Origin of the sequence: Paracoccus sp. J39, from assembly GCF_000518925.1 — a bacterium.
Taxonomy (GTDB): domain Bacteria; phylum Pseudomonadota; class Alphaproteobacteria; order Rhodobacterales; family Rhodobacteraceae; genus Paracoccus.
Window position 1 is genome coordinate 1 of record NZ_JAEN01000008.1, and the last position, 26,258, is coordinate 26,258.

The 26,258-nt window shown below is 68.3% G+C and carries 23 protein-coding genes; 7 read left to right on the forward strand and 16 right to left on the reverse strand.

Annotation, left to right across the window (positions count from 1 at the left end; genetic code table 11):
• Positions 1 to 4 precede the first annotated feature (4 nt).
• From pta to L632_RS0109465, 5 genes are all read right to left on the reverse strand, one after another.
• Positions 5 to 964 carry a phosphate acetyltransferase gene (gene pta / locus L632_RS0109445; protein WP_028712790.1) on the reverse strand — a complete coding sequence of 320 codons (960 nt, stop codon included), beginning with the start codon at positions 962 to 964 and terminating at the stop codon, positions 5 to 7.
• Positions 965 to 968: 4 nt separating this feature from the next.
• On the reverse strand, positions 969 to 1,985 hold the full coding sequence (locus tag L632_RS0109450; RefSeq protein ID WP_028712789.1) for a YeiH family protein: 1,017 nt from the start codon (positions 1,983 to 1,985) through the stop codon (positions 969 to 971).
• A gap of 256 nt (positions 1,986 to 2,241) precedes the next feature.
• Positions 2,242 to 4,023, reverse strand: a complete 1,782-nt coding sequence (xsc, locus tag L632_RS0109455) for a sulfoacetaldehyde acetyltransferase (protein ID WP_028712788.1) — start codon at positions 4,021 to 4,023, stop codon at positions 2,242 to 2,244.
• Positions 4,024 to 4,040: 17 nt separating this feature from the next.
• Positions 4,041 to 5,693, reverse strand: a complete 1,653-nt coding sequence (locus L632_RS0109460; protein WP_028716705.1) for a GMC family oxidoreductase — start codon at positions 5,691 to 5,693, stop codon at positions 4,041 to 4,043.
• 81 nt (positions 5,694 to 5,774) lie between these two features.
• Positions 5,775 to 7,082, reverse strand: a complete 1,308-nt coding sequence (locus tag L632_RS0109465) for an MFS transporter (protein WP_028716706.1) — start codon at positions 7,080 to 7,082, stop codon at positions 5,775 to 5,777.
• Between the two features lie 224 nt (positions 7,083 to 7,306).
• Between L632_RS0109465 and L632_RS0109470 the strand changes: the two genes are divergently transcribed.
• Positions 7,307 to 8,071, forward strand: a complete 765-nt coding sequence (locus tag L632_RS0109470; protein WP_028716707.1) for an IclR family transcriptional regulator — start codon at positions 7,307 to 7,309, stop codon at positions 8,069 to 8,071.
• A gap of 6 nt (positions 8,072 to 8,077) precedes the next feature.
• Here L632_RS0109470 and L632_RS0109475 read toward each other — a convergent pair whose 3' ends face one another.
• Positions 8,078 to 9,106: a LacI family DNA-binding transcriptional regulator gene (locus L632_RS0109475; RefSeq protein ID WP_028716708.1), complete on the reverse strand. Its 1,029-nt coding sequence runs from the start codon at positions 9,104 to 9,106 to the stop codon at positions 8,078 to 8,080.
• A 206-nt stretch (positions 9,107 to 9,312) separates the two neighbouring features.
• Here L632_RS0109475 and L632_RS0109480 point away from each other — a divergent pair, with 206 nt between their 5' ends.
• From L632_RS0109480 to L632_RS0109490, 3 genes are all read left to right on the forward strand, one after another.
• Entirely contained in the window at positions 9,313 to 10,722 is a 1,410-nt protein-coding gene (locus tag L632_RS0109480) for an aldehyde dehydrogenase family protein (protein WP_028716709.1), read from the forward strand.
• On the forward strand, positions 10,719 to 12,245 hold the full coding sequence (locus L632_RS0109485) for an AMP-binding protein (protein ID WP_028712783.1): 1,527 nt from the start codon (positions 10,719 to 10,721) through the stop codon (positions 12,243 to 12,245). Before L632_RS0109480 ends, L632_RS0109485 begins: the two co-directional genes overlap by 4 nt.
• A gap of 157 nt (positions 12,246 to 12,402) precedes the next feature.
• On the forward strand, positions 12,403 to 13,716 hold the full coding sequence (locus tag L632_RS0109490; protein ID WP_028712782.1) for an MFS transporter: 1,314 nt from the start codon (positions 12,403 to 12,405) through the stop codon (positions 13,714 to 13,716).
• 46 nt (positions 13,717 to 13,762) lie between these two features.
• Here L632_RS0109490 and L632_RS0109495 read toward each other — a convergent pair whose 3' ends face one another.
• From L632_RS0109495 to L632_RS0109520, 6 genes are all read right to left on the reverse strand, one after another.
• The gene (locus tag L632_RS0109495) at positions 13,763 to 14,713 is read right to left on the reverse strand and encodes an ABC transporter ATP-binding protein (RefSeq protein ID WP_028716710.1); all 951 of its coding nucleotides are present in this window, start codon (positions 14,711 to 14,713) and stop codon (positions 13,763 to 13,765) included.
• Complete coding sequence (locus tag L632_RS0109500) at positions 14,710 to 15,699, reverse strand: ABC transporter ATP-binding protein (RefSeq protein WP_028712780.1); 990 nt, start codon at positions 15,697 to 15,699, stop codon at positions 14,710 to 14,712. Before L632_RS0109500 ends, L632_RS0109495 begins: the two co-directional genes overlap by 4 nt.
• A gap of 3 nt (positions 15,700 to 15,702) precedes the next feature.
• Positions 15,703 to 16,536, reverse strand: a complete 834-nt coding sequence (locus L632_RS0109505) for an ABC transporter permease (RefSeq protein ID WP_028712779.1) — start codon at positions 16,534 to 16,536, stop codon at positions 15,703 to 15,705.
• Positions 16,537 to 16,584: 48 nt separating this feature from the next.
• Positions 16,585 to 17,556, reverse strand: a complete 972-nt coding sequence (locus L632_RS0109510) for an ABC transporter permease (RefSeq protein ID WP_028712778.1) — start codon at positions 17,554 to 17,556, stop codon at positions 16,585 to 16,587.
• 18 nt (positions 17,557 to 17,574) lie between these two features.
• Positions 17,575 to 19,167: an ABC transporter substrate-binding protein gene (locus L632_RS0109515; protein ID WP_028716711.1), complete on the reverse strand. Its 1,593-nt coding sequence runs from the start codon at positions 19,165 to 19,167 to the stop codon at positions 17,575 to 17,577.
• Between the two features lie 106 nt (positions 19,168 to 19,273).
• Entirely contained in the window at positions 19,274 to 20,218 is a 945-nt protein-coding gene (locus L632_RS0109520; RefSeq protein ID WP_028712776.1) for a LysR substrate-binding domain-containing protein, read from the reverse strand.
• A 105-nt stretch (positions 20,219 to 20,323) separates the two neighbouring features.
• On the opposite strand from L632_RS0109520, the gene L632_RS0109525 reads away from it, so the two are divergent.
• Together L632_RS0109525 and L632_RS22370 are read left to right on the forward strand one after the other, a co-directional pair.
• On the forward strand, positions 20,324 to 21,958 hold the full coding sequence (locus L632_RS0109525) for an amidohydrolase (RefSeq protein ID WP_028716712.1): 1,635 nt from the start codon (positions 20,324 to 20,326) through the stop codon (positions 21,956 to 21,958).
• Between the two features lie 2 nt (positions 21,959 to 21,960).
• Positions 21,961 to 22,902 carry a GTP-binding protein gene (locus tag L632_RS22370; RefSeq protein WP_036697864.1) on the forward strand — a complete coding sequence of 314 codons (942 nt, stop codon included), beginning with the start codon at positions 21,961 to 21,963 and terminating at the stop codon, positions 22,900 to 22,902.
• 46 nt (positions 22,903 to 22,948) lie between these two features.
• Here the strand turns inward: L632_RS22370 and L632_RS24280 are convergent, their stop codons facing one another.
• Positions 22,949 to 23,203 carry a hypothetical protein gene (locus tag L632_RS24280; RefSeq protein ID WP_156933634.1) on the reverse strand — a complete coding sequence of 85 codons (255 nt, stop codon included), beginning with the start codon at positions 23,201 to 23,203 and terminating at the stop codon, positions 22,949 to 22,951.
• Between L632_RS24280 and L632_RS24285 the strand changes: the two genes are divergently transcribed.
• The gene (locus L632_RS24285; RefSeq protein WP_156933635.1) at positions 23,190 to 23,399 is read left to right on the forward strand and encodes a hypothetical protein; all 210 of its coding nucleotides are present in this window, start codon (positions 23,190 to 23,192) and stop codon (positions 23,397 to 23,399) included. The two genes, L632_RS24280 and L632_RS24285, sit on opposite strands and share 14 nt — an antisense overlap.
• A 276-nt stretch (positions 23,400 to 23,675) precedes the next feature.
• On the opposite strand, the gene L632_RS0109545 is transcribed toward L632_RS24285, so the two are convergent.
• From L632_RS0109545 to L632_RS0109555, 3 genes are all read right to left on the reverse strand, one after another.
• Positions 23,676 to 24,158, reverse strand: coding sequence for a pyridoxamine 5'-phosphate oxidase family protein (locus tag L632_RS0109545; RefSeq protein ID WP_028716714.1), 483 nt, complete (start codon positions 24,156 to 24,158; stop codon positions 23,676 to 23,678).
• 72 nt (positions 24,159 to 24,230) lie between these two features.
• Complete coding sequence (locus L632_RS22380) at positions 24,231 to 25,367, reverse strand: YihY/virulence factor BrkB family protein (protein WP_084648081.1); 1,137 nt, start codon at positions 25,365 to 25,367, stop codon at positions 24,231 to 24,233.
• A 103-nt stretch (positions 25,368 to 25,470) separates the two neighbouring features.
• Entirely contained in the window at positions 25,471 to 26,025 is a 555-nt protein-coding gene (locus tag L632_RS0109555; protein ID WP_028716715.1) for a type 1 glutamine amidotransferase domain-containing protein, read from the reverse strand.
• Positions 26,026 to 26,258: the final 233 nt, after the last annotated feature.

Sequence of the window (26,258 nt, forward strand, 5' to 3'; positions counted from 1 at the left end):
CGGCTCATATTTGAGTTTGCATGGCGGTTATTGCTGTTGCATTGACGATATCGTTGACGGAGCATCCTCTGGAGAGGTCGTTTGCGGGTTTGGCGAGGCCCTGGAGGATGGGTCCGATGGCGATGAGGCCGCCCAGGCGCTGGGCGATCTTGTAGCCGATATTGCCCGAGGCGAGGTCGGGAAAGACGAAGACGTTCGGCCGGCCGGTCAGGCGGCTTGCCGGGGCCTTCCTCGCCCGGATCGCCTCGTCCAGCGCCGCGTCGAACTGCAGCTCGCCGTCGACCTCCAGATCCGGGGCGGCGGCGCGGATCAGCGCCAAGGCCTCGCGCAGCCGCCCCAGGCTGGGATGATCGGCCGAGCCGGCGGTCGAAAAGGACAAGAGCGCCACCCGCGGCGCCTCGGCCAGGAGCCGCCGGCAGCTCTCGGCCGCCGACAGCGCGATGGCGGCGAGCTCGGCCGCGTCGGGCTGGATCACCAGCCCGCAATCGGCAAAGATCATGCCGCCCCGGACCGGCGCCCCGGGCCCGCAGGACAGCATCAGAAAGAAGCTCGACACGATCCCGGCCCCGGGGGCCCGGCCGATGATCTGCAGGGCCGCGCGCACCGTGTCGGCGGTGGTGGCGACCGCGCCGCCCACCGTGCCGTCGGCCTGGCCCAGCCGCACCCGCATCGCCGCCTGGCGGATCGGGTCGCGCATCTCGGAAAGCGCGCGTTCCGCGGTCATGCCCTTGGCGGCGCGCAGCCGGTGCCAGTGGTCGGCCAGCTCGGCCAGGTCGGGCGCGCCCGCCGGGTCGATGCGGCCCACGCCGGGGATCTCGGGCCCGCCCAGCAGGGTGACGCGGGCCAGCCCCTCGGCCACCAGCCGGCGGGCGGCCTCGGCGACGCGCGGGTCCCCGCCCTCGGGCAGGATGATGTGGCGGTCCAGGGCCTTCGCGGCCTCGTGGATGCGCTCGAGCGGTTTCATGGCACTACCCCCAGAAATGCAGGCCGGCGACGACGAAGACGCCCAGGAACACGGTCTCGGCCACGATCAGCGCGATGGCGCCGCCCCCGACCTCGAGCATCCTGCCGAGCGAGGTCTTGATGCCGACCGCGGCGATCGAGATCAGCAGCGCCCAGCGGGACAGCTGCCCGGCAAGCGCCGAGACCGGCTGCGGGATCAGCCCGGCGCTGTTCAGCGCCGCCAGCGCCAGGAAGCCCAGCACGAAGCCCGGCAAGAGCGGCGGCGCCTTGCCGCCCCTGGCATCGGCCAGCCCGCGCGCCCGGATCGCCAGCGAGAAGCACAGCACCACCGGCGCCAGCATCGAGACGCGGATCAGCTTGACCAGCGTCGCGGTCTCGCCGGCCTCGGGGCCGATGGAAAAGCCGGCGCCGACCACCTGGGCCACGTCGTGGATGGTGCCGCCCAAAAAGACGCCGCTGTCGCGCGCCGTGAAGCCGAAGGCGTTCGACAGCATCGGGTAGAGCACCATGGCCAGGGTCGAGAGCACGGTGACCGAGAGCACGGTGAAGACCAGGTCGCGCTCGGATTTCTCGTGCCGGGGCAGGACCGCGGCGATGGCCATGGCCGCCGAGGCGCCGCAGATCGCCACCGCGCCGCCGGTCAGCAGCGCGAAGCGCCAGCCGCGGCCGACGAGGCGGGTGGCGAGGAGCGCGAAGAGGATGGTCAGCACCACCCCCGCGACCACCAGCGCGATGGCGCGCGGCCCCAGCCCGCTCAGCATCTCGACCGAGATCCGCGCGCCCAGAAGCGCCACCCCGAGCCGCAGCACGGTGCGGGCGGTGAAGGCGATGCCGGGCGCGGTGCGGGTGCCCTCCTCGGCCAGGAAGTTCAGCGCCAGGCCCAGAAGCAGCGCCAGCAGCATGGCCGGGGCGCCGTAATGGTCCGACAGGAACTGCGCCGTGGCCGCGACCAGCGCCGAGACCGCGAAGCCCGGGAAGGCCTCGCCGAGCAGGCTGCGCGAAGGGATCAGGGTGGTCATCATCGTCGTCACCGGGATGCGGGGATGGGGCCGGGGCGGGGGCCGCGCCGGGTCGTCGTCGGAAGGGCGTCATGCGCCCCGGGAGAGGGCCTCATGGGCGGATGTGTCCGGCGGTCCTGCGGTCCTTCCCGGCCGCCGAGGGGGGCGCTGCCCCCTCGCGCTTGCCCGGCCCCTCGACGGGGCCCGGCAAGCGCCCCCCGGAGTATTTGGGAAACGGTGAAAGCCGGGGGGCGCCGGCGCCCTGCGCCGCCTTTCCGCGTCAGGCCGCGCCCTTTTGCGGGCGCATGTCGGCCGGGTCGATGCCGGCCACCACCACCGGCTTCTTCATCGCGTCGCGGCGGAAGGGCTCGCCCAGCTCCTGGTTCAAGAGCACCTCGATGAAGGTGGTCTCGCCGTCCCGCATCTGCCGCTCGACCGCCTCGTGCAGGGCCGCGGTCAGCTCCTCCTGCGACTTGACCTGCACGCCGGCGAGCCCGCAGGCCCGGGCGATGCCGGCATAGGAGGTGTCGCGGTCGAGCTCGGTGCCGACGAAGTTGTTGTCGTACCACAGCGTCGTGTTGCGCTTTTCCGCGCCCCATTGGTAGTTGCGGAAGATCACCATGGTGATCGCCGGCCAGTCCGCGCGCCCGCAGGCGGTCATCTCGTTCATCGAGATGCCGAAGGCGCCGTCGCCGGCAAAGCCGATCACCGGCACCTCGGGATTGCCGATCTTGGCGCCCAGGATCGCCGGGAAGCCGTAGCCGCAGGGACCGAAGAGGCCCGGCGCCAGGTATTTGCGCCCGGCCTCGAAGCTTGGATAGGCATTGCCGATGGCGCAGTTGTTGCCGATGTCCGAGCTGACGATCGCCTCCTTCGGCACCGCCTGCATGATCGCCCGCCAGGCCTGGCGCGGGCTCATCAGCCCGGCGTCGCGGACCCGCGCCTCGGCGTTCCATTCGGTGCCCGGATCATCCTCCTCGTGGTCGAGGCTCGAAAGCTCCTGCGCCCAGCGGGACTTGGTCTGCGCGATGAGATCCTTGCGTTCCTGCCGCCCGGCATCGCCCGCCGCGGGGGCAAGCTGCGCCAGGATGCCGCGCGCCACCTTGGCCGCATCGCCCTGGATGCCCACCGTGACCTTCTTGGTCAGCCCGATGCGGTCGGCATTGATGTCGACCTGGATGATCCTGGCCTGCTTCGGCCAGTAGTCGATGCCGTAGCCCGGCAGGGTCGAGAACGGGTTCAATCGCGTCCCCAGCGCCAGCACCACATCGGCCTTCTGGATGATCTCCATCCCGGCCTTCGAGCCGTTGTAGCCCAGCGGCCCCATGGCCAGCGGGTGGCTGCCCGGGAAGCTGTCATTGTGCTGGTAATTGCTGCAGACCGGCGCATCCAGCCGCTCGGCCAGCTTCACCAGGTCCGGGATCGCCCCCGACAGCACCACCCCGGCGCCCGACAGGATGACCGGGAATTTTGCCTCGCTGAGCAGCCTTGCCGCCTCGGCCACCGCCTGCTCGCCGCCCGCGGGCCGCTCGAAGGCCACCACCTGCGGCAGTTCCACGTCGATCACCTGGGTCCAGAAGTCGCGCGGGATGTTGATCTGCGCCGGGGCCGAGTTGCGCCAGGCTTGCATGATCACCCGGTTCAGCACCTCGGGGATGCGGCTCGCGTCGCGCACCTCCTCCTGGTAGCAGACGCAATCGGCAAAGAGCCGCATCTGCTCCATCTCCTGGAAGCCGCCCTGGCCGATGGTCCGGTTCGCCGCCTGAGGCGTCACCAGCAGAAGCGGCGTGTGGTTCCAGTAGGCGGTCTTCACCGGCGTCACGAAGCCCGTCACCCCCGGCCCGTTCTGCGCGATCGCCATCGACATCTTGCCGGTCGAGCGCGTGAACCCGTCCGCCATCAGACCCGCATTCGTCTCATGCGCGCAGTCCCAGAACCTGATCCCAGCCTTCGGAAACAGATCCGACACAGGCATCATCGCAGAGCCGATGATCCCGAAAGCATGCTCGATCCCGTGAAGCTGCAATACCTTAACAAAAGATTCCTCAGTCGTCATTCGCATGGCTGTTTCCTCGTCCTTCAGGCGGCTTTGTCGATACCGGGGCGGGGTCCCGCGCCGGTTTCGGCGCGACGGTCGTCAAGGACCATGCGCGCCAGCTTGGCGCCGATCATCATCGCGGGCGCATTGGTGTTGCCCGAGACGATCTCGGGCATGATCGAGCAATCGGCCACCCGCAGGCCGCGGATGCCGCGCACCCGCAGGCGCGGGTCCACCACGGCGCGCGCGTCCGCGCCCATGCGGCAGGTGCCGGTCGGGTGGTAGATCGTGGTCGAGTTCATCCGCGCCCAGGCCAGCACCTCGTCATAGCCCTGCACCTCGGCGGTCGGCCGGAACTCCTCGGAAATGGCGGATTTCAGCGGCTCGGTGCGCGCCAGCTTGCGGGCGATCTCGATGCCGGCGACCAGCGTGTCGCGGTCGGTCTGGGTGGCCAGGTAGTTCGGCTCGATCAGCGGCGCCTCCAGCGGATCGGCCGAGCGCAGCGTGATGGTGCCGCGGCTTTCCGGGCGCAGCTGGCAGACCGATTGCGTGAAGGCCGAGAAGGGATGCACCCCCTCGCCGGGGCTGTCGGCAGACCAGGGCTGGATGTGGAACTGGATGTCGGGCGTCGCCAGCCCCGGCCGGGTGCGCAGGAAGCCGAAGACCAGGCTGGCCGCCATGGTCATCGGTCCGCTGCGGAACAGCGCGTATTCCAGCCCGATCCGCGCCTTGTTCATCAGGCTGCGCACCTCGTCGTTCAGCGTCGCCTCGCGGCATTTGAACACCAGCCGGGCCTGCAGATGGTCCTGCAGGTTGCGGCCGACCTCGGGCGCGTCATGGGCGACCGCGATGCCGTGGTCGCGCAGGTGCTCGGCGTCGCCCACGCCCGAGAGCATCAGGATCTGCGGCGAGCCGATGGCGCCGGCACACAGGATCACCTCGCGCGCGGCGCGGATCACCTGGCGCCTGCCGTCGGGGCGCCGGATCTCGACCCCGGTAGCGCGGCCCTGCTCGATCACCACGCGGCGCACCTGGGCGTTGGTGACGACCCGCAGGTTCTGCCGGTGCCGGATCGGCTTGAGGAAGGCGACCGCCGCCGAGCAGCGCCGGCCCTTGTCCACGGTCAGCTGGAAATGGCCGACGCCGTCCTGCACCGGGCCGTTGTAATCGGGGTTGTAGGGGATGCCGTTGGCCTTGGCCGCCTCGATCCACAATTCGCAGATGCGCCGGCGCAGGCGCGGGTCCGAGACCTGCAAGGCGCCATGCGTGCCGCGCCCCTCGCCCTCGCCGCGCTGAAAGGTTTCCAGCTCCTCGAAGATCGGGCCGACCTCGCGCCAGGACCAGCCCTCGTTGCCCATCTGCGCCCAGCGGTCGTAATCCTCGCGCTGGCCGCGGACATAGAGCAGCCCGTTCAGCGACGAGGACCCGCCCAGAACCTTGCCGCGCGGCCAGTGCAGCGAACGGCCGTTCAGGCCCGGATCGGGCTCGGTCTCGTAGCACCAGTCGAAGTCCGGGTTATGCATGGTGCGGAAATAGCCGACCGGGATATGGATCCAGGGGCTCGAGTCGCGGTTGCCAGCTTCCAGCAGGGTGACGCGGATCGCGGGATCGGCGGACAGCCGGTTGGCGACGACGCAGCCCGCCGAACCCGCGCCCACGACCACATAATCCGGCAACTCTGATTCATGGCTCATGATTTCATCCCTTGCGGGGCGGTTGCGCCCCCGAATTCCTGAAGGTCGCGGGCGGCCCGGGGCGGGCCGCCCGGCATGTGCTCAGCGGCGCTCGCGCCGGCCGATGAGAATGGCGCAGAGCATCGAGACCAGCCCGGCAAAGACCACATAGGCGCAAAGCCAGAAGGGATCGTTGTCGTTCGCCGCCATCAGCCAGGTGGCGATCATCGGCGTGATGCCCGAGGCGAAGATGCCCGAGAACTGGTAGACGAAGGACACGCCGGTATAGCGCACGCTGGGATCGAACAGGTCCGAGAACAGCGCCGCCTCGGGGCCGTAGCACATCGGGTAGACGATGCCGAAGGGCAGCACGATGCCCAGCACCACCAGCAGCGGATCGCCCGAGGACATCAGCGCGAAGGCCGGGAACACGCTCAGCGCCAGCAGGGCCGAGCCCATCGCATAGGTCCGCGGCCGCCCGACCCGGTCCGACAGTCGGCCGAAGAACGGGATGCAGACCACCATCACGATGGCCGCGCCGCAGACCGTCCACAGCGCGAAGGACCGCTCCATCCCCACATATTTCGTGAGGTAGAGGATCGAGAACACCGCAAAGACATTGAAGAACACGCCGTCGATATAGCGCGCACCCATGCCCAGCGTGACATTGCCCGGATAGCGCTTGATCATGTCGACGAAGGGCAGGCCTTGGTCCTTGGCCCGCGATGCCGCCTTGGCCTTCTTGAACTCGGGGCTTTCGCCGATATTGCTGCGGATCCAGGTGCCCAGCAGCACCAGCACGATCGAGGCGACGAAAGCGGTGCGCCAGCCCCAGGCCATGAAGGCCTCGTCTGGCAGCATGGTCAAGAGCGCCATCACGCCCGAGGCCATGAACAGGCCCAGCGACAGGCCGATCTGCGGGATCGAGGCGTAGAAGCCGCGCTTGTGCTCGGGCGCGAATTCATAGGCCATCAGCACCGCCCCGCCCCATTCGCCGCCGATGCCGATGCCCTGCGCCACCCGCAGCAGCAAAAGCAGGATCGGCGCCAGGATGCCGATCTGGTCATAGGTCGGCAAAAGGCCGATCAGCACGGTGGCGCCGCCCATCAGCAACAGCGTGATGACCAGCATGGTCTTGCGGCCGATGCGGTCGCCGAAATGGCCGAAGACCAGCCCGCCCAGCGGCCGGGCGACGAAGCCCACCGCGAAGGTCGCATAGGCCAGCAGCACCGAGATCGTCGGGTCGTCGGCCGGAAAATACAGCTTGTTGAAGACGATGCCGGCGACGACGCCGTAAAGAAAGAAATCGTACCACTCGATGGTCGATCCCACGAGGCTTGCGAAGACCACCTTCTTGACATCGTGCTCCCGGTCGCCAAACGCGTTGGCGCCAGCGGTTGTGACCGCCATGACATCCTCCCTGATGCTGCGACGTTGTTCGATTGTTCAGCTGTGCCCCGGCAAACTCCTCCTTTTGCCGGCGGACCCACGTTGCCCCAGCCTGCCGAGTCATGTCAAAGCATTTTTGGTAGTCATGCTCTCATTTTTACATATCCATGTTTCACAGCCGGCGGTTGGAGCGGCGCCGGCAACCATGTAGAGTCGGGTCGGGTAAACGACGGAAACAGCCGATCATGACGAGTATCCAGGACAAGTCCGCCCTGCCGCCGAGCTTCCGGAATCTGCAGATTCTCGAGGTTCTTGCCAGCGAGGGCCGGCCCCTGACCGCGACCGAGATCAACGCCTCGCTGAACCTGCCGGTGCCGACCATCCACCGGCTGGTCGGCAATCTGGAAGCCGAGGGGTTCCTGAGCCGCGACATCGACGGGCGCAGCTATCAGCCGGGGCCGAAGCTGCGGCAGATGATGCAGGGCGTGATCCGCTTCTGGCACCAGAACCTGCCGCAGCGCGACGTGTTGATTCGGCTGAACCAGCGCCTGGGCGAGACCTGCAACCTGTCGATCCCCGACGGCGACGCGATGCTCTATATCGACCGGGTCGAGACGCATTGGCCGCTGCGCATCCAGCTTCACATCGGCTCGCGCGTGCCGCTGCACGCCACGGCGGCGGGCAAGCTCGCCCTGTCGCAGATCAACGACGGCAGGCTGGAACGCTATCTGAAACGCGCCGAGCTGCGGGCCTATACGGCGCAGACGCTCACCGATCCGGACCGGCTGCGCGAGGAGCTGCGCCAGATCCGGCAGCAGGGCTATTCGACCGATACCGGGGAATTCGTGCCCGGCATGATCGCCATGGCCGTGCCGGTGCTGGACCGCTCGGGGCAGATGATCGCCACCGTGTCCTTCCACGCGCCGGTGCAGCGGCTGACCCTGGACGAGGGGCTGAAATACCTGCCCGACCTGCGCGCGGCGGCCGAGGAACTGGCCGAGCTGATGTGAGGGGCGTCAGGGCCGGATCATCTCGGCGGCGATGCCGGTGCTGGTGCGCATGATCAGCTCCAGCTCGGCGCGGCTGCGGATCATGAAATCGGCATCCGGGCGCCCGATCGCCTCGACGATGGCCTGCCCGGCCGAAATGCCGATCTGCTGCGCCGGGATCCGCACCGTGGTCAGCGCCGGCTCCATCTGCGCCGAGCCGGCGAAATCGCCGATGCCGATCACCGACAGGCTGGCAGGGATCGCGATCCCCAGCCGGGCCGCGGCATAGATGGCCCCCTGCGCGATCACGTCATTGGCGCAAAGCAGGGCGCTCGGCCGGTCCTCGCCGGCCAGCAGCTCCAGGCAGGCGGCCTTGGCCTGGGCGATGCTGTAGGGCACCTCGACCTGCCAGCGGTCCTGCAATTCGATCCCGGCGGCGCGGAACACCGCCGTCGCCGCCGTCTTGCGGTCCCGCGCCCGGTCGTTGTCGAAAGTGGCGGGAAAGACCATGCCGATGCGGCGATGCCCCAGCGCCACCAGATGCTCGGCCGCCAGCCGCCCCGCCTCGCGATTGTCGACGCCGATGCAGGGCAGCGGCGAATCCGCCAGGTAGTTCCAGATCGCCAGCAGCGGCACGCGCTGTTCCGCGATCAGCCGGAAGGTGCCGGGGCTGTGGTCCAGCCCGACCACCGCCAGCGCATCGACCCGGTGCTCCAGCAGCTTGCGGACCAGCCGGTATTCGCTGTCCAGGTCGTAGCCATGCGAGGCCAGCAGCAGGGTAAAGCCCTGCGCGCTGACCGTGTCGTTGAAGGCCTGCACCACCTCGGCGAAGATGGTATTGGCGACGGTCGGCACCACCAGCCCGATGGTGGCGCTGCGCTTGCCGTGCATGGCCTGCGCGGCGCGGTTGCGGATATAGCCGGATTTCTCGACCGCCAGCTCGACCTTCTTGCGGGTCGCCGGATGCACCAGGTCGGGGTGATTCATCACCCGCGACACCGTGGCAGGTGAAACGCCTGCAAGCTTTGCTACGAAAACGATATCTGGCTTAATCATCGGATTTTCCGGATATAATTTTATCAATCATGGGAGTTAATGAAAACATTTGCAAGACTGTTTTCATCGCCTAAGGTCGAAGATCACGGCAAGAGGAAGCCGTGCCAGACCAACATTGCAGACATGGTGAGACCCGGTTTCCCGGGCCGCTGATCCATTCACCTTCCCGGCGGGCAGCCTGCCGGGAACCGGAGCAAGTGACAGGTATGAACATCTCGAACGATATTCTCTCGGTCGACGCGGCGATGGCGCGGGCCCGCAAGGCGCAGGCCGGATACGAGGCGCGGGGCAGCCAGCGCCGCTATGACCGCGCCGCCCTGGCCGCCGGCTGGGCGATCATGCAGCCCGAGCGCAACCGGCAACTGGCCGAACTGGCGGTCCGCAGCACCGGGCTTGGCAATGTCGCCGACAAGATCGTCAAGAACCACCGCAAGACCCTGGGCCTTTTGCGCGACATCCGCGGCGTGGCCACGCATGGCATCCTGTCCGACGACCCCGAGACCGGCATCACCGAGATCGCCCGGCCCATCGGCGTGATCGGCGCGGTGGTGCCCTCGACCAACCCGGCGGCGACGCCCGCGAACAACATCATCAACGCGCTGAAATGCGGCAATGCCATCCTGCTGTCGCCCTCGCCCAAGGGCGTGGCCTGCTGCGAGATGCTGCTGGGCTTCATCCACGCCGAATTCGACCGCATCGGCGAGGATCGCGACCTCGTGCAGATGCTGCCGGGCCAGGGCAGCAAGGCCAAGACCCAGCGCCTGCTGGAGACCGCCGACCTGGTGGTGGTGACCGGCAGCCAGGACAACGTGCGCCGCGCCTATGAAAGCGGTACCCCAGCCATCGGCGTCGGCGCCGGCAATGTCGCGGTGATCGTGGACGAAACCGCCGACCTGGCGGCGGCGGCCGGAAAGATCGCCGCCTCGAAGACCTTCGACAACGCCACCTCCTGCTCGTCGGAAAACGCGCTGATCGTGGTCGATGCGGTCTACGACGCCTTCCTGGCCGCGCTGGCGGCCGAGGGCGGCGCGGTGCTGCCGCCGTCCGAGGCGCCGGGCATCGTCGCCCGGCTCTGGCAGGACGGGCACATGAACCGCGAGATCATCGCCCAGGATGCCGAGGTGATGATCGACAGGCTGGGACTGGCCGGCAAGGTCCCGACCGGCACCCGTCTGATCGCGGTCGAGACCGAAGGCATCGGTCCCGATCATCCGCTGTCGGGTGAAAAGCTCAGCCGCATCGCCGCGCTCTACCGCGCCCGCGATTTCGGCCATGCGGCGGAACTGGCGCGGCGCATCCTGCTGCATCAGGGCGCCGGCCATTCGGTCGGGCTGCATTCGCGCGACACCGGCCGCCCGCTCTGGCTGGGCCGCGAATTGCCGGTCTGCCGGGTCATCGTCAATCAGGCGCATTGCTTCGCCACCGGCGGCGCCTTCGACAACGGGCTGCCCTTTTCGCTGTCGATGGGCTGCGGCAGCTGGGGCGGCAATTCCATCGACGCCAACCTGAACTGGCGGCATTTCATGCAGCGCACCCGCGTCGTGCGTCCGATCCCGCCACGCGAGCCGGCGCTGGACGAGATCTTTGGCGATTACTGGCAGGAGGTCGGGCAATGAGGCTGGACCCGCACCACCCGCCGCAAGGCACCGTCCGCGACTGGCTCGACATCCGCGCCGCCGAGCGGGGCGATACCACCAGCCACATTTTCCCCGGCGACGGCGGCGCGCTGACCTGGCGCGAACTGCGGGACGAGGCCGCCCGCATCGCCGGGCACTTGGCCGGGCTGGGCCTGTCGCTTGGCGACAGCGTGGCGCTGATGATGCCCAACGGCCGCAATGCGGTGCTGGGCCTGTTCGGCGCGCTCTACGGCGGCTTTCGCGCCACGTTGATCAACCTGGTCGCCGGGGCCGAGGCCGTCGGCTATGCGCTGTCGCATTCCGGCGCCCGGGCGCTGCTGCTGGATCCGGGCCAGCGCGGGCTGCTCGACAGCGCGCTGGCCGCCCATCCCGCCGAGCCCATGGTCATCGAGGCCGGGGACGGCTTCCGCTGGCCCGCCGGCTGCGAACCGGCGGCACCGCATCCGCATGGCGCCGGGCACGACGCGCTGCTGATGTATACCTCGGGCACCACCGGCCGGCCCAAGGGCGTGCTGCACAGCCATGCCAGCCTGCTGGCCGGCGGCTGGACCACCGCGCTGGCGCATGAGCTTTGCCCCGAGGACCGGGCGCTCTGCGTGCTGCCGATCTATCACATCAACGGGCTTTGCGTGACCATCCTGGCGCCGCTGCTCTCGGGCGGCTCGGTGGTGGTCTGCGAGCGTTTCTCGGCCAGCCAGTTCTGGGGCCTCTGCGAGCGGCACGGGGCCAGCTGGTTCTCGGTCGTGCCGACGATCATCTCGCATCTGCTGCATGGCGAGGGCGCGCCGTCGCCCGAGGCCCGGGCGCGGCTGCGCTTCGGCCGCTCGGCCTCGGCGGCGCTGGCGCCCGAGGTGCAGGCGGGTTTCGAGCGCCGCTTCGGCATTCCCATCGTCGAGACCATGGGCCTGACCGAGACGGCGGCGCAGATCCTGTCGAACCCGCTGCCGCCGGGTCCGCGCAAGATCGGCTCGCCCGGCCGGGCAGTGGGCAACCAGGTGGCGATCCTGTCGCCCGACCTGCGCCCGCTGCCACCCGGAGCCGAGGGCGAGATCGCAGTGCGCGGGCCCAATGTCATGCGCGGCTATCTGGGCGATCCGGTCGCGACCGCCGCCGCGCTGACCGCGGACGGCTGGCTGCGCACCGGCGACCTGGGCCGGATGGACGCGGAGGGCTACGTCTTCGTCACCGGCCGCCTGAAGGAGCTGATCATCAAGGGCGGCGAAAACATCGCCCCGCGCGAGATCGACGAGGCGCTTTACACCCATCCCGACGTGATCGAGGCCGCGGCCTTTGCCCGCAAATGCGCCCGCTATGGCGAGCGGGTCGAGGCGGCCGTCACCCTGCGCCCCGGCTCGGCGCTGCAGCCGCCCGAGCTGATCTCGATCTGCCAGCAGCGGCTGGGGGCGTTCAAGTCGCCCGAGGTGATCCACTTGATGGCCGAACTGCCCAAGGGCCCCTCGGGCAAGATCCAGCGCCTGAAGCTGGCGCAACTGACGCAATAGCGTCCAAAGAGGCAGGAAGGAGGTGTGATTCCCAAGAACCCGGCCCGGCGCCAAAAGCCCGAAGACCCGTCGGAGGAGGGCGGGACTTCAACAGGGGACCGCGCAACGGGCCGCAAACGGACGTGCCAACACATCCAGCATAATCCAGGGAGGAGACATGCTAAGGCTTACCCGATTCAGGACGACGGACCGGGTTCTGTTCGTCATCTGCCTGATGTATCTGGTCACCTATATCGACCGGGTGAACATCAGCACCGCCGCCCCCGCCATGCAGGCCGAACTGGGCCTGACGAATTTCGAGCTGGGGCTGGCGTTTTCCGCTTTCGCCTATCCCTATGCGCTGTTCCAGATCCTGGGCGGCCGTCTGGGCGACCGGCTGGGGCCGCACAAGACGCTGATCATCTGCGGCACGGTCTGGTCGGCCGCGACGGTGATGATCGGCTTCGTCGAGGGCGCGGTCTCGCTGATCATCGCGCGCGTGCTTCTGGGCATGGGCGAGGGCTCGGCCTTCCCGACCGCCACCCGGGCGCTGTCGAACTGGATGCCGGCCGAAAAGCGCGGCTTCGCGCAGGGCATCACCCATGCCTTCGCGCGCTTCGGAAACGCGCTGACCCCGCCGCTGATCGCCTTCCTGATCATCGCGCTGTCCTGGCGCGAGGCCTTCATCATCGTCGGCCTGATCAGCTTTCTATGGGTGGCGCTGTGGTGGTGGTATTTCCGCGACGATCCCCGCAGCCACAAGGGCATCACGCCCGAAGAGCTGGAGGCCCTGCCCGACCAGAAGATCGTGGGCGAGCGCAAGACCCTGCCCTGGGGCCGGCTGCTCAAGCGCATGTTGCCGGTGACGATCACCGATTTCTGCTATGGCTGGACGCTGTGGCTGTTCCTGAACTGGATCCCGTCCTATTTCCTGCACCAGCACGAGCTGGACCTGAAGAAATCCGCCATCTTCGCCGCCGGCGTCTTCCTGGCCGGGGTGGTGGGCGACCTGGCGGGCGGCTGGCTCAGCGACGGCATCCTGCGCCGCACCGGCAACGTGACGCTGGCGCGGATCAGTGTCATCATCCTGGGCTTCCTTGGCGCCTTCGCCTGCATGCTGCCGGTGATGTTCTCGACCGATCTGGTCACCGTGGCGATCAGCCTCAGCGCGGCCTTCTTCTTCGCCGAGCTGATCGTGGCGCCGATCTGGGCCACGCCGATGGATATCGCGCCGCAATATTCCGGCACCGCCAGCGGCTTCATGAACTTCGGCTTCGGGCTGGCCGGGATGATCTCGCCCATCGTCTTCGGGCTGATCATCGACCTGACCGGGCGCTGGGACCTGCCCTTCGCGGCCTCGCTGGTCCTGCTGCTGGTGGGCGCGGCCTGCGCGCTGCTGATCCGCCCGGACCGCCCGTTCCGCGACGATCCCGCCGATGACGACGAAGGTCTCGGATGCGATCCGCAGCTGGCCGCCGCGGTGTCGAAATGACGAAAGGGGCCTGCCCTGGCGGCAGGCCCCTTTTCCCGGCCGGCCGTCAGGCCAGATGGCAGGCGACCGCCTGCCCGGCGGCGACTTCGCGCAGGGCCGGCATCCGCTGCCGGCAATCCTCGACCGCGATCGGGCAGCGCGAGGCGAAGCGGCAGCCCTTGGGCAGGTTGACCGGGCTGGGCGGGTCGCCCTGCAGCCGCGCGCCGCCGCCCCGCCGCCGATGCTCGGGCGCAAGCGAGGGCGCGGCGGCGATCAGCGCCTGGGTATAGGGATGGCGCGGCGCGGCGAAGATCTGCGCCGCCGGCGCCTTTTCCACGATCTGGCCCAGATACATCACCGCGATCTCGTCGCAGATATGGCGCACGACGCCGAGGTCGTGGCTGATGAACAGATAGGTCAGCCCGGTCTCGCGCTGCAGGCGGCGGATCAGGTTCAGGACCTGCGCCTGCACCGCCACGTCCAGCGCCGAGACCGGCTCGTCGAAGACGATCAGGTCGGGCTTGGTCGCCAAGGCTCGCGCCAGCCCGATGCGCTGTCGCTGCCCGCCGGAGAACTGGTGCGGGTAAAGCGATTTCAGCTCGGGGCGCAAGCCCACCTGGGTCAGCAGCTCCTCGACCCGCGCGTCGCGGCCGGAGGGCTCGCCCAGACCCAGCAGGTCCATGGGCTGGCGGATGATCCGCCCGACCCGGTCGCGCGGATTGAGCGACGAGAACGGGTCCTGGAACACCATTTGGAAGCGCGGCCGGGCGCGGCGCAGCGCCTCGCCCTCGATGCGGCTGACGGGCGTGCCGTCCAGGTCGATCTCGCCGCCGGTGATCGGGGCAAGGCGCATCACCGCCAGCGCCGTGGTGGTCTTGCCCGAGCCGGATTCGCCGACGATGCCCAGCGTCTGGCCGCGTTGGATGTCGAAGCTGACCCCGTCCACCGCATGGACGGTGCCGCCCTTCGCGGTGGGGAAATGCACCTTGAGGTCGCGGACGGAAAGAAGCTGGGTCATGCCGGGACCTCGCGGGATTCAAGCTGGATGCAGGCGGCCGAGTGATCGCCGGTCATGGCGATATGGCGGGGCTGGGCGGCGCGGCAGGCTTCGACGGCCAGCGGGCAGCGCGGCGCGAAGGCGCAGCCGCGCCCCAGGTCGGTCAGCGCCGGCACGATGCCGGGGATTTCCGGCAGATCGGCATCCGGGTCGGCATCGACGCGCGGGATGCTGGCCAAGAGGCCGCGCGTATAGGGATGGCCGGGGTTATCCAGCACCGCGTCGGCCGGGCCGCGCTCGATGACGCGGCCGGCATACATCACCGCGACCTTGTCGGCCATTTCCGCCACCGCGCCCATGTCATGGGTGATCAGGACGATGGCGGTGCCGGTCTTTTGCCGCAGCTCGTCCAGCAGGCCGAATATCTGCGCCTGCACGGTCACGTCCAGCGCCGTCGTCGGCTCGTCCGCGATCAGCAGCTTCGGCTCGCAGGACAGCGCCATGGCGATCATCACCCGCTGGCGCATACCGCCGGAAAGCTGGTGCGGATAGGCGCGGGCGCGCAGTTCCGGCTCGGGGATGCCGACGGCGCGCAGCATGTCGACGGCGCGGGCGAAGGCGGCCTTCGGGCTGACCTTCTGGTGCAGCCGCACCGCCTCGGCGATCTGCTCGCCGCAGGTGAAGACCGGATTGAGCGAGGTCATCGGCTCCTGGAAGATCATGGCGATGTCGCCGCCGCGGATTTTGCGCATCTCGGACTGGCGCAGCTTGGTCAGGTCGCGGCCCTGGAACAGGATGCTGCCGCCGACCACCTTGCCGGGGGGCGAGGGGATCAGGCCCAGCACCGACAGCGCGGTCATGCTCTTGCCGCAGCCGGATTCGCCGACGATGGCCAGCAGCTCGCCCGGGGCGACGCTGAAGGACACGTCGTCCAGCACATGGGCCACGCCGCGCCTTGTGGTGAAATCGACCTTGAGGTTGCGGATGTCCAGAACGGGTTCGGTCATGGCTCAGCGCTCCCTCATCCGGGGGTTGAACGCATCGTTCAGCCCGTCGCCGACCAGGCTGACGCCCAGCACGGTCAGGAAGATCATCGCGCCGGGCAGCGTCACCACCCACCAGGCGTCCAGCAGGTATTCCCGGCCCGAGCCGATCATCAGCCCCCAGGACATGACGTTGGGGTCCGACAGGCCAAGGAAGCTGAGCCCGGCCTCGAACAGGATCGCCATGCCGATGGTCAGCGTGGCCGAGACGATCAGCGGCGGCAGGGCGTTGGGCAGGATGACGCGCCAGATGATGTTGCCGTCGCCGGCGCCGATGGCACGCATGGCGCTGACATATTCCAGCGTGCGGATGCGGCGGAACTCGGACCGGGTTAGCCGCGCGGTCTGCGGCCAGCTGACGATGCCGATGGCCAGCGCCACGTTGACCAGCGTCGGCTGGAACAGCGTCACCACGACCATGGCGAACAGCAAGGGCGGCAGCACCTGGAAGAACTCGGTCACGCGCATCAGCATGTCGTCGACCAAGCCGCCGTAGAAGCCGGCATAGGCGCCGATCAGCACCCCGATCAGCATGGTGATCGCTGCGGCGGCAAAGCCCACCGCCAGCGTGGCGCGGCCGCCCGCGATCAGCCCGGCCAGGATGTCGCGGCCCAGGTTGTCGGTGCCCAGAGGAATGGTCGCCTCTTCGCCGGGCGGCGTCAGCGGCGCCCAGACGATCTCGAACGGATCGACCTGGTAGATATGAGGTCCGGCGAAGGTCATTCCCATGACCAGGATCAGCAGCGCCAGGCCCAGCATGGCCGAGGGGCTGCGGCGAAAGATGTCCCAGGCTTCGGCCATGGGACCGCGGGCGGCTGGAACCGTGGTTCTGGCGGGCGCGGTCATGTCTCAGCGACCTCCGGCAAGGCGCGGGTCCAGCAGGCGCGACACGAAGTCGGTCAGCAGGTTCGCGATGATGACGATCAGGGTGGAGAAGAACAGGATGCCCAGCACGGTCGGATAGTCGCGCGCCAGGATCGACTGGAAGGCCAGCGTGCCAAGGCCGGGCCAGCTGAACACCGTCTCGACCAGCACCGCGCCCGAGATGATGGCGCCGAACTGCATCCCCGCGACGGTGACGACGGGCAGAAGCGCGTTGCGGAAGGCGTGGCGGCCGAAGACCTGCCGCTCGCTGACGCCCTTGGCGCGGGCGGTGCGGATATAGTCGGCGCCCAGCACCTCCAGCATCGAGGCGCGGGTCAGCCGGCTGTATTGCGCCAGATAGACCAGCCCCAGCGTCAGCGCCGGCAGCACAAGATGATGGGCGATGTCCAGCGCGCGGACCAGCGGGCCGCCCTGTTTCACCACGTCGATCATGCCGGCGATGGGAAACAGCGGGATGGTGGCGCCGAACAGGATCACCAGCATCAGCCCGGTCCAGAACACCGGCGCCGAATAGCCGATCAGCGACAGCACCGTGACCAGCGCCGAGGCGATGCCGCGCGGGTTGCGCGAGGCGAGCATCCCCAGCCGCGTGCCGACGACCAGCGCGAAACCCAGCGCGGTCGCCACCAGCAGCAGCGTCGGTCCCAGCCGCGACAGGATCAGGTCGACCACCGGGCGGTTGTAGAAATAGGACATGCCCAGGTCGCCCTGCAGCGCGCGGCCCAGATACAGCGCCAGCTGGGTCGGCAGCGGCTTGTCCAGCCCATATTGCTGGCGGATCGCGGCCATGACCTCGGCGCTGGCGCCGCCCATCTCGCCGGCGATGACCTCGGCCGGGTCGCCGGGGGCGAGCTGGATCAGCAGGAAGTTCAGGACAAGGACAGCAAGGATCAGGGCGGCCGCATAAAGCAGCTGCCGCAGGATAGGTCGAAACATCGGGATTGCCTCCGCCGGTTACTGCTTCAGCCAGACCTCATCCATCGGCCCCATCGCGCCCCAGATCGAGACGGGCGGGTTCTGCACGGCCTGCGAATAGACCGTGTGATAGGGCACTTCGTTGATGAAATGGATCGGGATGTCGCTGGTGATCTGCTTGAACGCCTGGGCGTAAAGGTCCTTGCGCTTGGTCAGGTCCGGCTCGACCCCCGCTTCGTTCATCAGCTTGTCCACGCCTTCGTTGCAATATTGCTGGGTGTTGGACCAGATGATCCCCTCGCGGATGTTCGAGCACAGATAGGTCCGGTTCACCCCGATCACCGGGTCGCCCCAGTTGAACACCTGGTCCATGGTCATGTCGAAGTCATACGAGGCCACGCGCTGCGCCCAGGTCGGGAAATCGGGCGAGGCGCGCACGGCGACCTCGACCCCGGCCTTGGCCAGCGCCGCCTTGACATATTCGGCGATGGCGCGCTGCTGTTCCTCGTTGTCGGGGATGTAGTCGATGCGCAGCTTGAGCGTCTTGCCGCCCTCGCCGAAACCCGCCTCGGCCAGCAGGGCCTTGGACTTGTCAAGGTCGAAGTCGTAATGCTCGACCTCCTCGGTAAAGAAGGGGCTGCCCTGCACGACCGGCTCGATCGCGGGCTTCGACAGGCCGGAATGCAGCGCCTTGGTGATGAAATTGCGGTCGATGGCATAGGCGATGGCCTGGCGCACGCGCACATCCGACAGTCCGGGGCTTTTGGTGTTGAAGGCCAGCCAGTTCACCGGGCCGATGCCGGCATAGCCCTGATCGGTCACGGTCAGGCCGCCGGACTTCTCCAGCCGCCGAATCAGCCGGGTCGAGTCGAGCAGCGGGAACATCTGCGCCTCGCCTGATTCCAGCGCCAGCACGCCCGAGTTGGCGTCCTGGTATTGCCGGATCACGATGCGGTCCAGATAGGGCTTCCCCTCCAGGAAGAAGCCGTCATAGCGTTCAAGGATGATGTGCTGGCCCGGCTCGAAGGCAGTCACCTTGAACGGACCCGAGCCCACGGGCAGATTGTTCTTGGGGTTCGACTTGATGTCTTGGCCGTCGTCGAAGACATGCTTCGGCAGGATCGGCGTCAGCGCCGAGGACAGCACCAGCAGGATCGCCGGATGCGGCTGCTTCATGCGGATCACCACGGTCTGCGGATCGGGCGCCTCGAAGGCCTCGACCGGTTCCAGCATGCTGGAAAACGGGTGGTTCTCCTTGACCACGCCCAGCGACCAGATCACGTCATCGGCGGTGATCGGCTGGCCGTCGTGGAAGGTGGCGCCGCCGCGCAGCTTCAGGGTCAGCACCTTGCTGTCATCGCTGAATTCCCAGCTTTCGGCCAGATAGGGCTGCGGGGTGAAATCCTCGCCATAGCGCAGCAGCGTGGCGAAGATCTGCGCCGCCGGCACGCCGGTAGCGATGCCCGATTGCACGGCGGCGTTCAGGTGGCGCGGCTTCTGCACCGAGGCCACGACCAGCGTGCCGCCCTGCTGCGCCTCTTGCGCAAAAAGCGCGGGGGCGGTGGCGATCGCGGCCAGCGCCACGGCACCGGCCAGCAGGAAACGACGCGAGAAGGCGGGGGGAAGGGTCATCTGGTTCTCCGTGTTGGGCGCGCGCCGAATTCTGCGTTGACGCTGCGTCCTTATGGATCGGTCATCGGCAGGCTTTGCGGCAAATGCATTTTTGCGCCCGAATTCCTCAGAAATCCTGTGGAAGGTAGGGCCGCACGAAGGCGCGGTCGAATTCGCCGCGCATCGCCTGCATCTCGCAAGTGGCGATGATCGCTTCGCAAACCGGGGTCAGCTGCACGTCGCGCCGGGTCAGAACCCCGGCGCGCGGCGCGTCGTGTTCGCCGGCCAGCGGCAGGCGCACCAGGTCGCCGCGGGCATAGGTCTGCTTGCTCATCGGGCGGATGTTGAAGATTCCGTAGCACATGCCGGCCGCGATCAGCGCCCGCATCATGTCGGTCGAGCGCGCCGAATAGACCACGTTCGGCTTGAGGCCCCGCGTCGCGAACAGGTCCATCAGGTAGCGCCGCGACAGGTCCAGGTCCAGCACCACCAGCGGCTCGGGCGCCAGCTGCTCCAGCGTGACGAAGCGGCCGCTGGCCAGCGGATGCGCCGCCGGCAGCGCGGCATGGGGATGGCCGACGAAAAGCGGCAGGAATCGATAGGCCAGCTCGTTCATCAGCCCGTAGCAGAATGCGAAATCGGCGTCGCCCGTATCGACGGCGCGCACCACCTCCTCCCAGTTGCCCTCCATCACCTCGATCATCAGGTTCGGATAGCGTTCGCGCACCTCGCACAGGATCGTGGGCAGCAGGATCGGCGCCAGCGGCGTGAAGCAGGCGATGCGGGCGGTGCCGTCGATGCGCTGTTCAAGATCAGCGATCTTGCCGTCGAAACGCGCCTGCGCCACCAGCAGCAAGCGGATCTCGTCGATGATCTTGCGCCCGAAACTGGTCGCGGCGATCCCGCGCGAGGGCACGCGGGCAAAGACCGGCTGGCCCAGCTGCGCCTCGACATGGTCGATGGCGGCGGCGATGGACGAGGGCGAGACCGCCAGCGCCTCGGCCGCGGCGGTGATCGACTGGTGCCGCTCGGCCGCCTCGATATAGCGCAGGTGTTTCAGGGTGTAATGCATCCGACCCTCAGGAAAATAGCGGAAATCCCGCGCAATTATGCATTTCACGCAGGATGTTTGTCACGGCTAATCTGCCCGCGAAGCCGCATCTGACGGAGAAATTGCATGATCCCGACCGTTTTTTCAGCACGCCGCATCATCACCATGGACCCGTCGCGGCCCGAGGCGACGCATGTGATGGTGTCCCATGACGGGCGCATCCTTGCCGTCGGCGGCCCCGAGGAGATGCGTGGTCGCGGAGATCTGCACCACGACGACCGATTCGCGGACAAGGTGCTGATGCCCGGCTTCGTCGAGGGTCATGCCCATATGATGGAGGGCTCGGTCTGGCGCTTCACCTATCTGGGCCATTACGACCGGGTGGCCCCGGATGGCCGGCTGTGGCAGGGCATCACCAGCACCAACGCGCTGGTCCAGCGCCTGCGCGACCGCGCCGAGGAACTGGGGGACGGGCCCGTCGTCGGCTGGGGCTTCGATCCGCTTTTCGTGCCGGGCGACCGGCTGTCGCGGCTGGACCTCGACCGGGTCTCGACCACGCGGCCGGTGGTGGTGCTGCATTCCAACATGCATCTGCTGACCGCCAACAGTGTGGCGCTGGACCTGGCCGGCTATGACGAAAACACCGACGTGCCCGGCGTCATCCACACCGAGGACGGCGAATTGCACGGCGAGTTGCACGAGATGGGCGCCATGTTCCCGGTCATGCGCCGGGTCGGCGCCAGCTTCCGCGCCATGGGCGGCGATCCCGAGGCGATCTGGAACTTCGCGCGCTCGGCCTGCCGGGCGGGGGTCACCACCTCGACCGACCTGCTGAACGAGCTGGCCGAGGAGACGCTGGCCGACCTGTTCGCCACCACGGCCGAGGCCGGCTATCCCTTGCGGCTGGTGCCGATGCTGTCGGCCATGGCGCTGCCGCCCGCGGCGGTGGCGGCGCGGGCGAAGGAGCTGCGGGCGCGCTCGACCGACCGGGTGCGGCTGGGCGGGGTCAAGATCGTCACCGACGGCTCGATCCAGGGCTTTACCGCGCACCTGCTGGCCCCGGGCTATCATCGCGGCACCGACAACGGCATCTGGAACATCGCCCCCGAGGCGCTGAACGCGATGGTGGACGACCTGAACCGCCAGGGCATCCAGATGCATATCCATGTCAACGGCGACGGCGCCAGCCTGGCCGCCATCGAGGCGCTGGAGGCGGCGCTGGCCGGGCATTTCCGCCCCGACCATCGCCACACGTTGCAGCATTGCCAGATGGCCGACCGCGCCCAGCTGCGCCGCATCGCCGCGCTGCAATGCTGCGTGAACCTGTTCGCCAACCACCTGTATTATTTCGGCGACAAGCATTACGAGATCACCATCGGCCCCGAGCGCGCCTGCCGCATGAACCCCTGCGCCAGCGCGCTGGAGATGGGCATTCCGCTGGCCATCCATTCCGACGCGCCGATCACGCCGCTGGCGCCGCTGGTCACCGCCTGGTGCGCGGTCAATCGCCGAACCGACAGCGGCCGGCAGCTGGGCACCTCGGAACGCATCCCGCTGGACGCGGCGCTTTACGCCATCACCCTGGGCGCCGCCCATACGCTGAAACTGGACGCCGAACTGGGCTCGGTCGAGGTCGGCAAGCGCGCCGATTTCGCCGTGCTCGAAGACGATCCGCATGCCCTCGGCCCCGAGCGGCTACGCGAGGTCCGGGTCTGGGGCACCGTCTTCGGCGGCAGGCCGGTCGCGGCCGGGTCGTTCTGACCATGGCCGCGCCGCTGCCCGTCAACCTGCTTTGCGGCTATCTGGGCGCGGGCAAGACCACGCTGCTGAACCGGCTGCTGGACCGGCAGGACGAGCGCATCCTGGTCATGGTCAACGATTTCGGCGACATCGCGGTCGATGCGGCGCTGATCGCCGGCCGCTCGGCCGACACGATCCAGCTCAGCAACGGCTGCATCTGCTGCTCGATGGGCGGCGGGCTGTTCGACGCCTTCGAGCGGGCGCTGAGCCTTCGCGACCGGGTGGACCGGCTGGTGATCGAGGCCAGCGGCGTGGCCGAGCCGCAGCGGCTGGCCGCCTTTGCCCTTGCCGAGCCCGAGCTGGACTGCCGGGCGGTGGTGGCGGTGGTCGATCCGCAAAGCCTGGCCGAGCGGCTGGCCGATCCCCGGATCGGCAGGGTGGCGGAAAGCCAGATCCGCGGCGCCGATGCCGTGTTCCTGTCGCGCGCCGACATCGCCGGCCGCATTGCGCTGCGTCGCGCGGCGCGGCTGGTCGCCCGGCTCAACCCGCTGGCCAGCCAGCATCTGGCGGCGGACGGCGGCTTCACGCAGGCATTGGCGACGCCCCATGACGGCCGCAGCCTTACGGCCCTGGCCCCGGATCGCGACCATGGCCGGCTGTTCGCCAGCCGCATCATCGGGATTTCCCCGCCCGCGGACCGCGAAGGGCTGGCCGCAATCATCGCGCGGCATGGGCGCGCCATCCACCGCCTGAAGGGCTATGTCCAGCTGCCCGACGCGGAGCGCCCGCATCTGCTGCAGCTGGCCGCCGGCGTGCTGGCGCTGGAACCGGCCGAGGCGCCCGAAGGCATGGCCATGAACCGGCTGGTCGCCATCGCGCCGGATGCAGAGGCGTTGGCACGGCTGGCCGCCGATCTCGAAGGGTTCGGCATCTCCTCCGGCACGAACTCCTTGGCGCGCCGCTGATGCGCGCCTTCGCCGATTCCCGGCAGAAACCAGGCCAGCAGCCCGGTCAGCGTCGACGCCATGGCTCTCCGTCAGGCCGCCCAGGATCGCCGTCGCGACGAATTCCCGTCTCGGCCTGCTTGCCGGGAAGCAGCGGAGCAAGGATATCGAAAATGGTCGGGCTCGGCATCCACCGCGAACTGCCGCAGCAGGCGATGCGATGCACCGCGCCCGCCCCTTGCCGGGCAACTTGCGACGGCGGCAGTGCGTCGAAGTCGATCTTCGACATGGCCGAGGAGGATTTCGACATGACGATCCGCATCTCCGCCGCGCCTTCGGACAAGTTCACCATCTGGCGCAAGATCGGCCCGGTCAAACGCCTGCTGGTCGCGGCACCAGGCAGGCCGCATGCCGAGGTCCAGCATCCCAGCGAATTGTCGCCCGGCGATTGCCCGGCCTGCAGCGCCGGCACCCACCGGGAAAGCGGGCTTTGCGGGGCGGTCCATCAGCGCCAATGATGGCGATCTGCCGGCGCATAGGCCGATGGCGCGGGCGTGGTGCTGTTGCCGGATTTCATCCGGGCGGAACACTTGTGCAGCGGCCGATCGGGGCCGATCCTGCCCGACTGGACGCCGCCGCAGATGTCGCGCCAGTCGAATGCATGGCTCTGCAAGCCCCCGGGCAGCACGGCTCCGGCGCGATCTCGGAGACGGCGCGGGGCGTCCGCCGGATTTCCGCGGCTCGCGACCGGTCGCCACCCGGTGAAGGGCCGGGACAAGCCGCCGCGGCGAGGGTCAGAAGGAAAGGGTGAAATGCTCTCCCATATCCGGCTTGTCGCCGGTGACCTTGGACTTCGCGATCTGGTAGAGGAAGGACAGGCTGCCGCCCGTCAGCCAGACCTCGGCCTCGGCAAGGTCGAAGCGCAGAAGCTGGACATCCTCGTCCTGCCGGCCGTCCTCGAACCAGCTTGAGGCCACGGCGTTCCACAGCTCGTCAAGCTTGGCGCGGTCGTCGGACAGGGCCAGCGTGCCGTGGATCCGGGCAAAGAGCCCTTTCCCCTCGTCGCCGACCACATGCACGGCCTCCTTGCCGCCAGCGGCCAGCGAGCGGGCCAGATCCGTCCCCTTGGCGGTGATGAACCACAGCCTGCCCGCTTCGGCTTCGGCATAATGCGACATGGGCACAAGCCGCGCGTCCTGGATCAAGCCCAGCATGCCGGAGTTGATGCCGCCGAGCCGGCTCCAGAATTTCTCGACGTGGTCGTCATGATCGGTCATGCTCGCCTCCTGTTCATGCCGGTCCAACACAATGCGCCGGGAAATGTTCCTGAGGATGCATCGGGCTGGAATCTACCCAAGCCGGCGATCATGCTCATGCGATTGTTTGCCGCGAGGCTTCGCCATGCGGATCAGGGCGTGCAGGGCCAGCGCCCCGGCCAGCAGAAGCTCATGGCGGGGCGAGCCTTCCGCCGAGGCGCCGGACGCCCCATCCGTGCCGTTCCCGCCTTCGCCGTTCGGATGCGCTGTTCCGGGCGGAGGCGTGTCCGCCTTGACGGCGCCGCGCAGGCCCATGGGCTGCGGTGCGCCGGCCGTCGTGTCGCGTGCGGTCTGCTGTTCGATCTCGGCATTCAGTTCGGCGCCGGCCAGGATCACATAGGCCGACAGCCAGAGCCAGGTCAGCAGGATCACCACCCCGGCCAGCGTCCCGTAGGTTTCGGTATAGCTGCCGAAATTGCTGGCATAGAGCGAAAATCCGAAGGATGCGGCGATCCAGACGCAGACGGCCAGCGCCGCACCCAGGCTGAGCCAGCGCCATTTCGCCGCCTTGCGGGACGGGCCGAACCGATAGACCACCGCCAGCCCCAGCACCGCAAAGCCTGCAAGGATCGGCCAGGCGATCCACGAGATCGCCGCCTGCACCCTTCCGCCGAGATGCAGCAGATCGGCAGCCAGGGGCAGCACCACGATCAGGCCGATCGCGACGATCAAGCCCACCATCAGCGCCAGCGTCAAGGCGAAGCCGGTCAGGTAGAGCATCGGCAGGCTGCGCGTCTCGTCTTCGTCATAGGCGATGTTCAGCCCCTCGATCAGCGTCATCACCCCTTTCATCGCGCCGTAAACTGCGATCCCCAGGCCCGAGACCGCGACGAGCCCGGTGCCGGTCCCGCCATCGGTGACCTTGACGAGCTGGTCTCGGATGATCGCCGCGGCATCGGGGGGCAGGAAGGCGAATATCCGCTCCATCGTGCTGCCCAGATCGGTGGGATCGAGGATCAGGCCGGAAATCGCCACCAGCGCCGCGATGGCCGGGAAGATGGCGACCAGCCCATAGAAGGCGATACCTGCCGCCACCACGCCGACATGGTCTTCGGCGATTTCGGACCGGACCCGCCGGAATATCTGCCGCCAGCCGTTCCTGGGAATTTCGGCGGGAGTGTCCGCGCCATGGCCCAGATCGTCGGTTGGCCTGTCGGGAGAGATCGGCATGAAAGGCCCTTGTGAGACGCGGATGACTGAATTTCAACGCAAAGGGACGGGCGCGGATCCCTTTCCCGGAGGAACGGCCCGTGTTCGTCCCTTGCGCCGCCCGTCAGCGCGGCTGCGCGCCGCCACCCTCAAGCTCGGCAATGATGGCACCGCAGAAGGCTTCCAGGTCGTCCGGGCTGCGCGAGGTGATGATGCGCTCGTCCGATACCACCGGGCTGTCGGTCCAGATGCCGCCCGCATTCACCAGATCCGTGCGGATGGACTTGTAAGAGGTCACCTTGCGGTCCTCGACCAGATCCGCCTCGACCAGCAGCCAGGGCCCGTGGCAGATCGCCGCGACGATCTTGCCCTCGTCGTGAAAGCGCCGCACCAGATCGACCGCGCCGGCCTCGATGCGCAGCTTGTCGGGGTTGATCTGGCCGCCCGGCAGCACGATCGCGTCATAGCCCGACGCATCGACCGAGGACAAATCCAGATCGACCTGGACCCTCTGCCCCCAATCCTCGCCCTGCCAGCCTCGAATGCTTTCTCCGTCGGGCGAGGCGATCTCGACCGTCGCGCCCGCCTCGCGCAGCCGGTCGCGCGGCACTTCCAGTTCGGATTGCTCGAACCCGTCGGTGGCGAGGATGAGAATCCTGGCATCGGCCATCTTCGGCATGTCGTCGTCCTTTCCTGTTGCAGGTTTCACGCCTTCAGCAGCATGGGGACAACAACAGGGAAACGGGCAGGATGTTCCTGGCGGCCCGGCCGGCGGACCGGACAAGCCGGCCGATTGCACCGCAAGCCTTCGGCGACCGACCCTTCAGGGCCGGGTGCGGGTCAGGCTGCTTTCGCGGCCAGAAAAGACGTCTTTTGCCCGCCGATCCGGGACCGAACCGCCCGGTCGGGCGC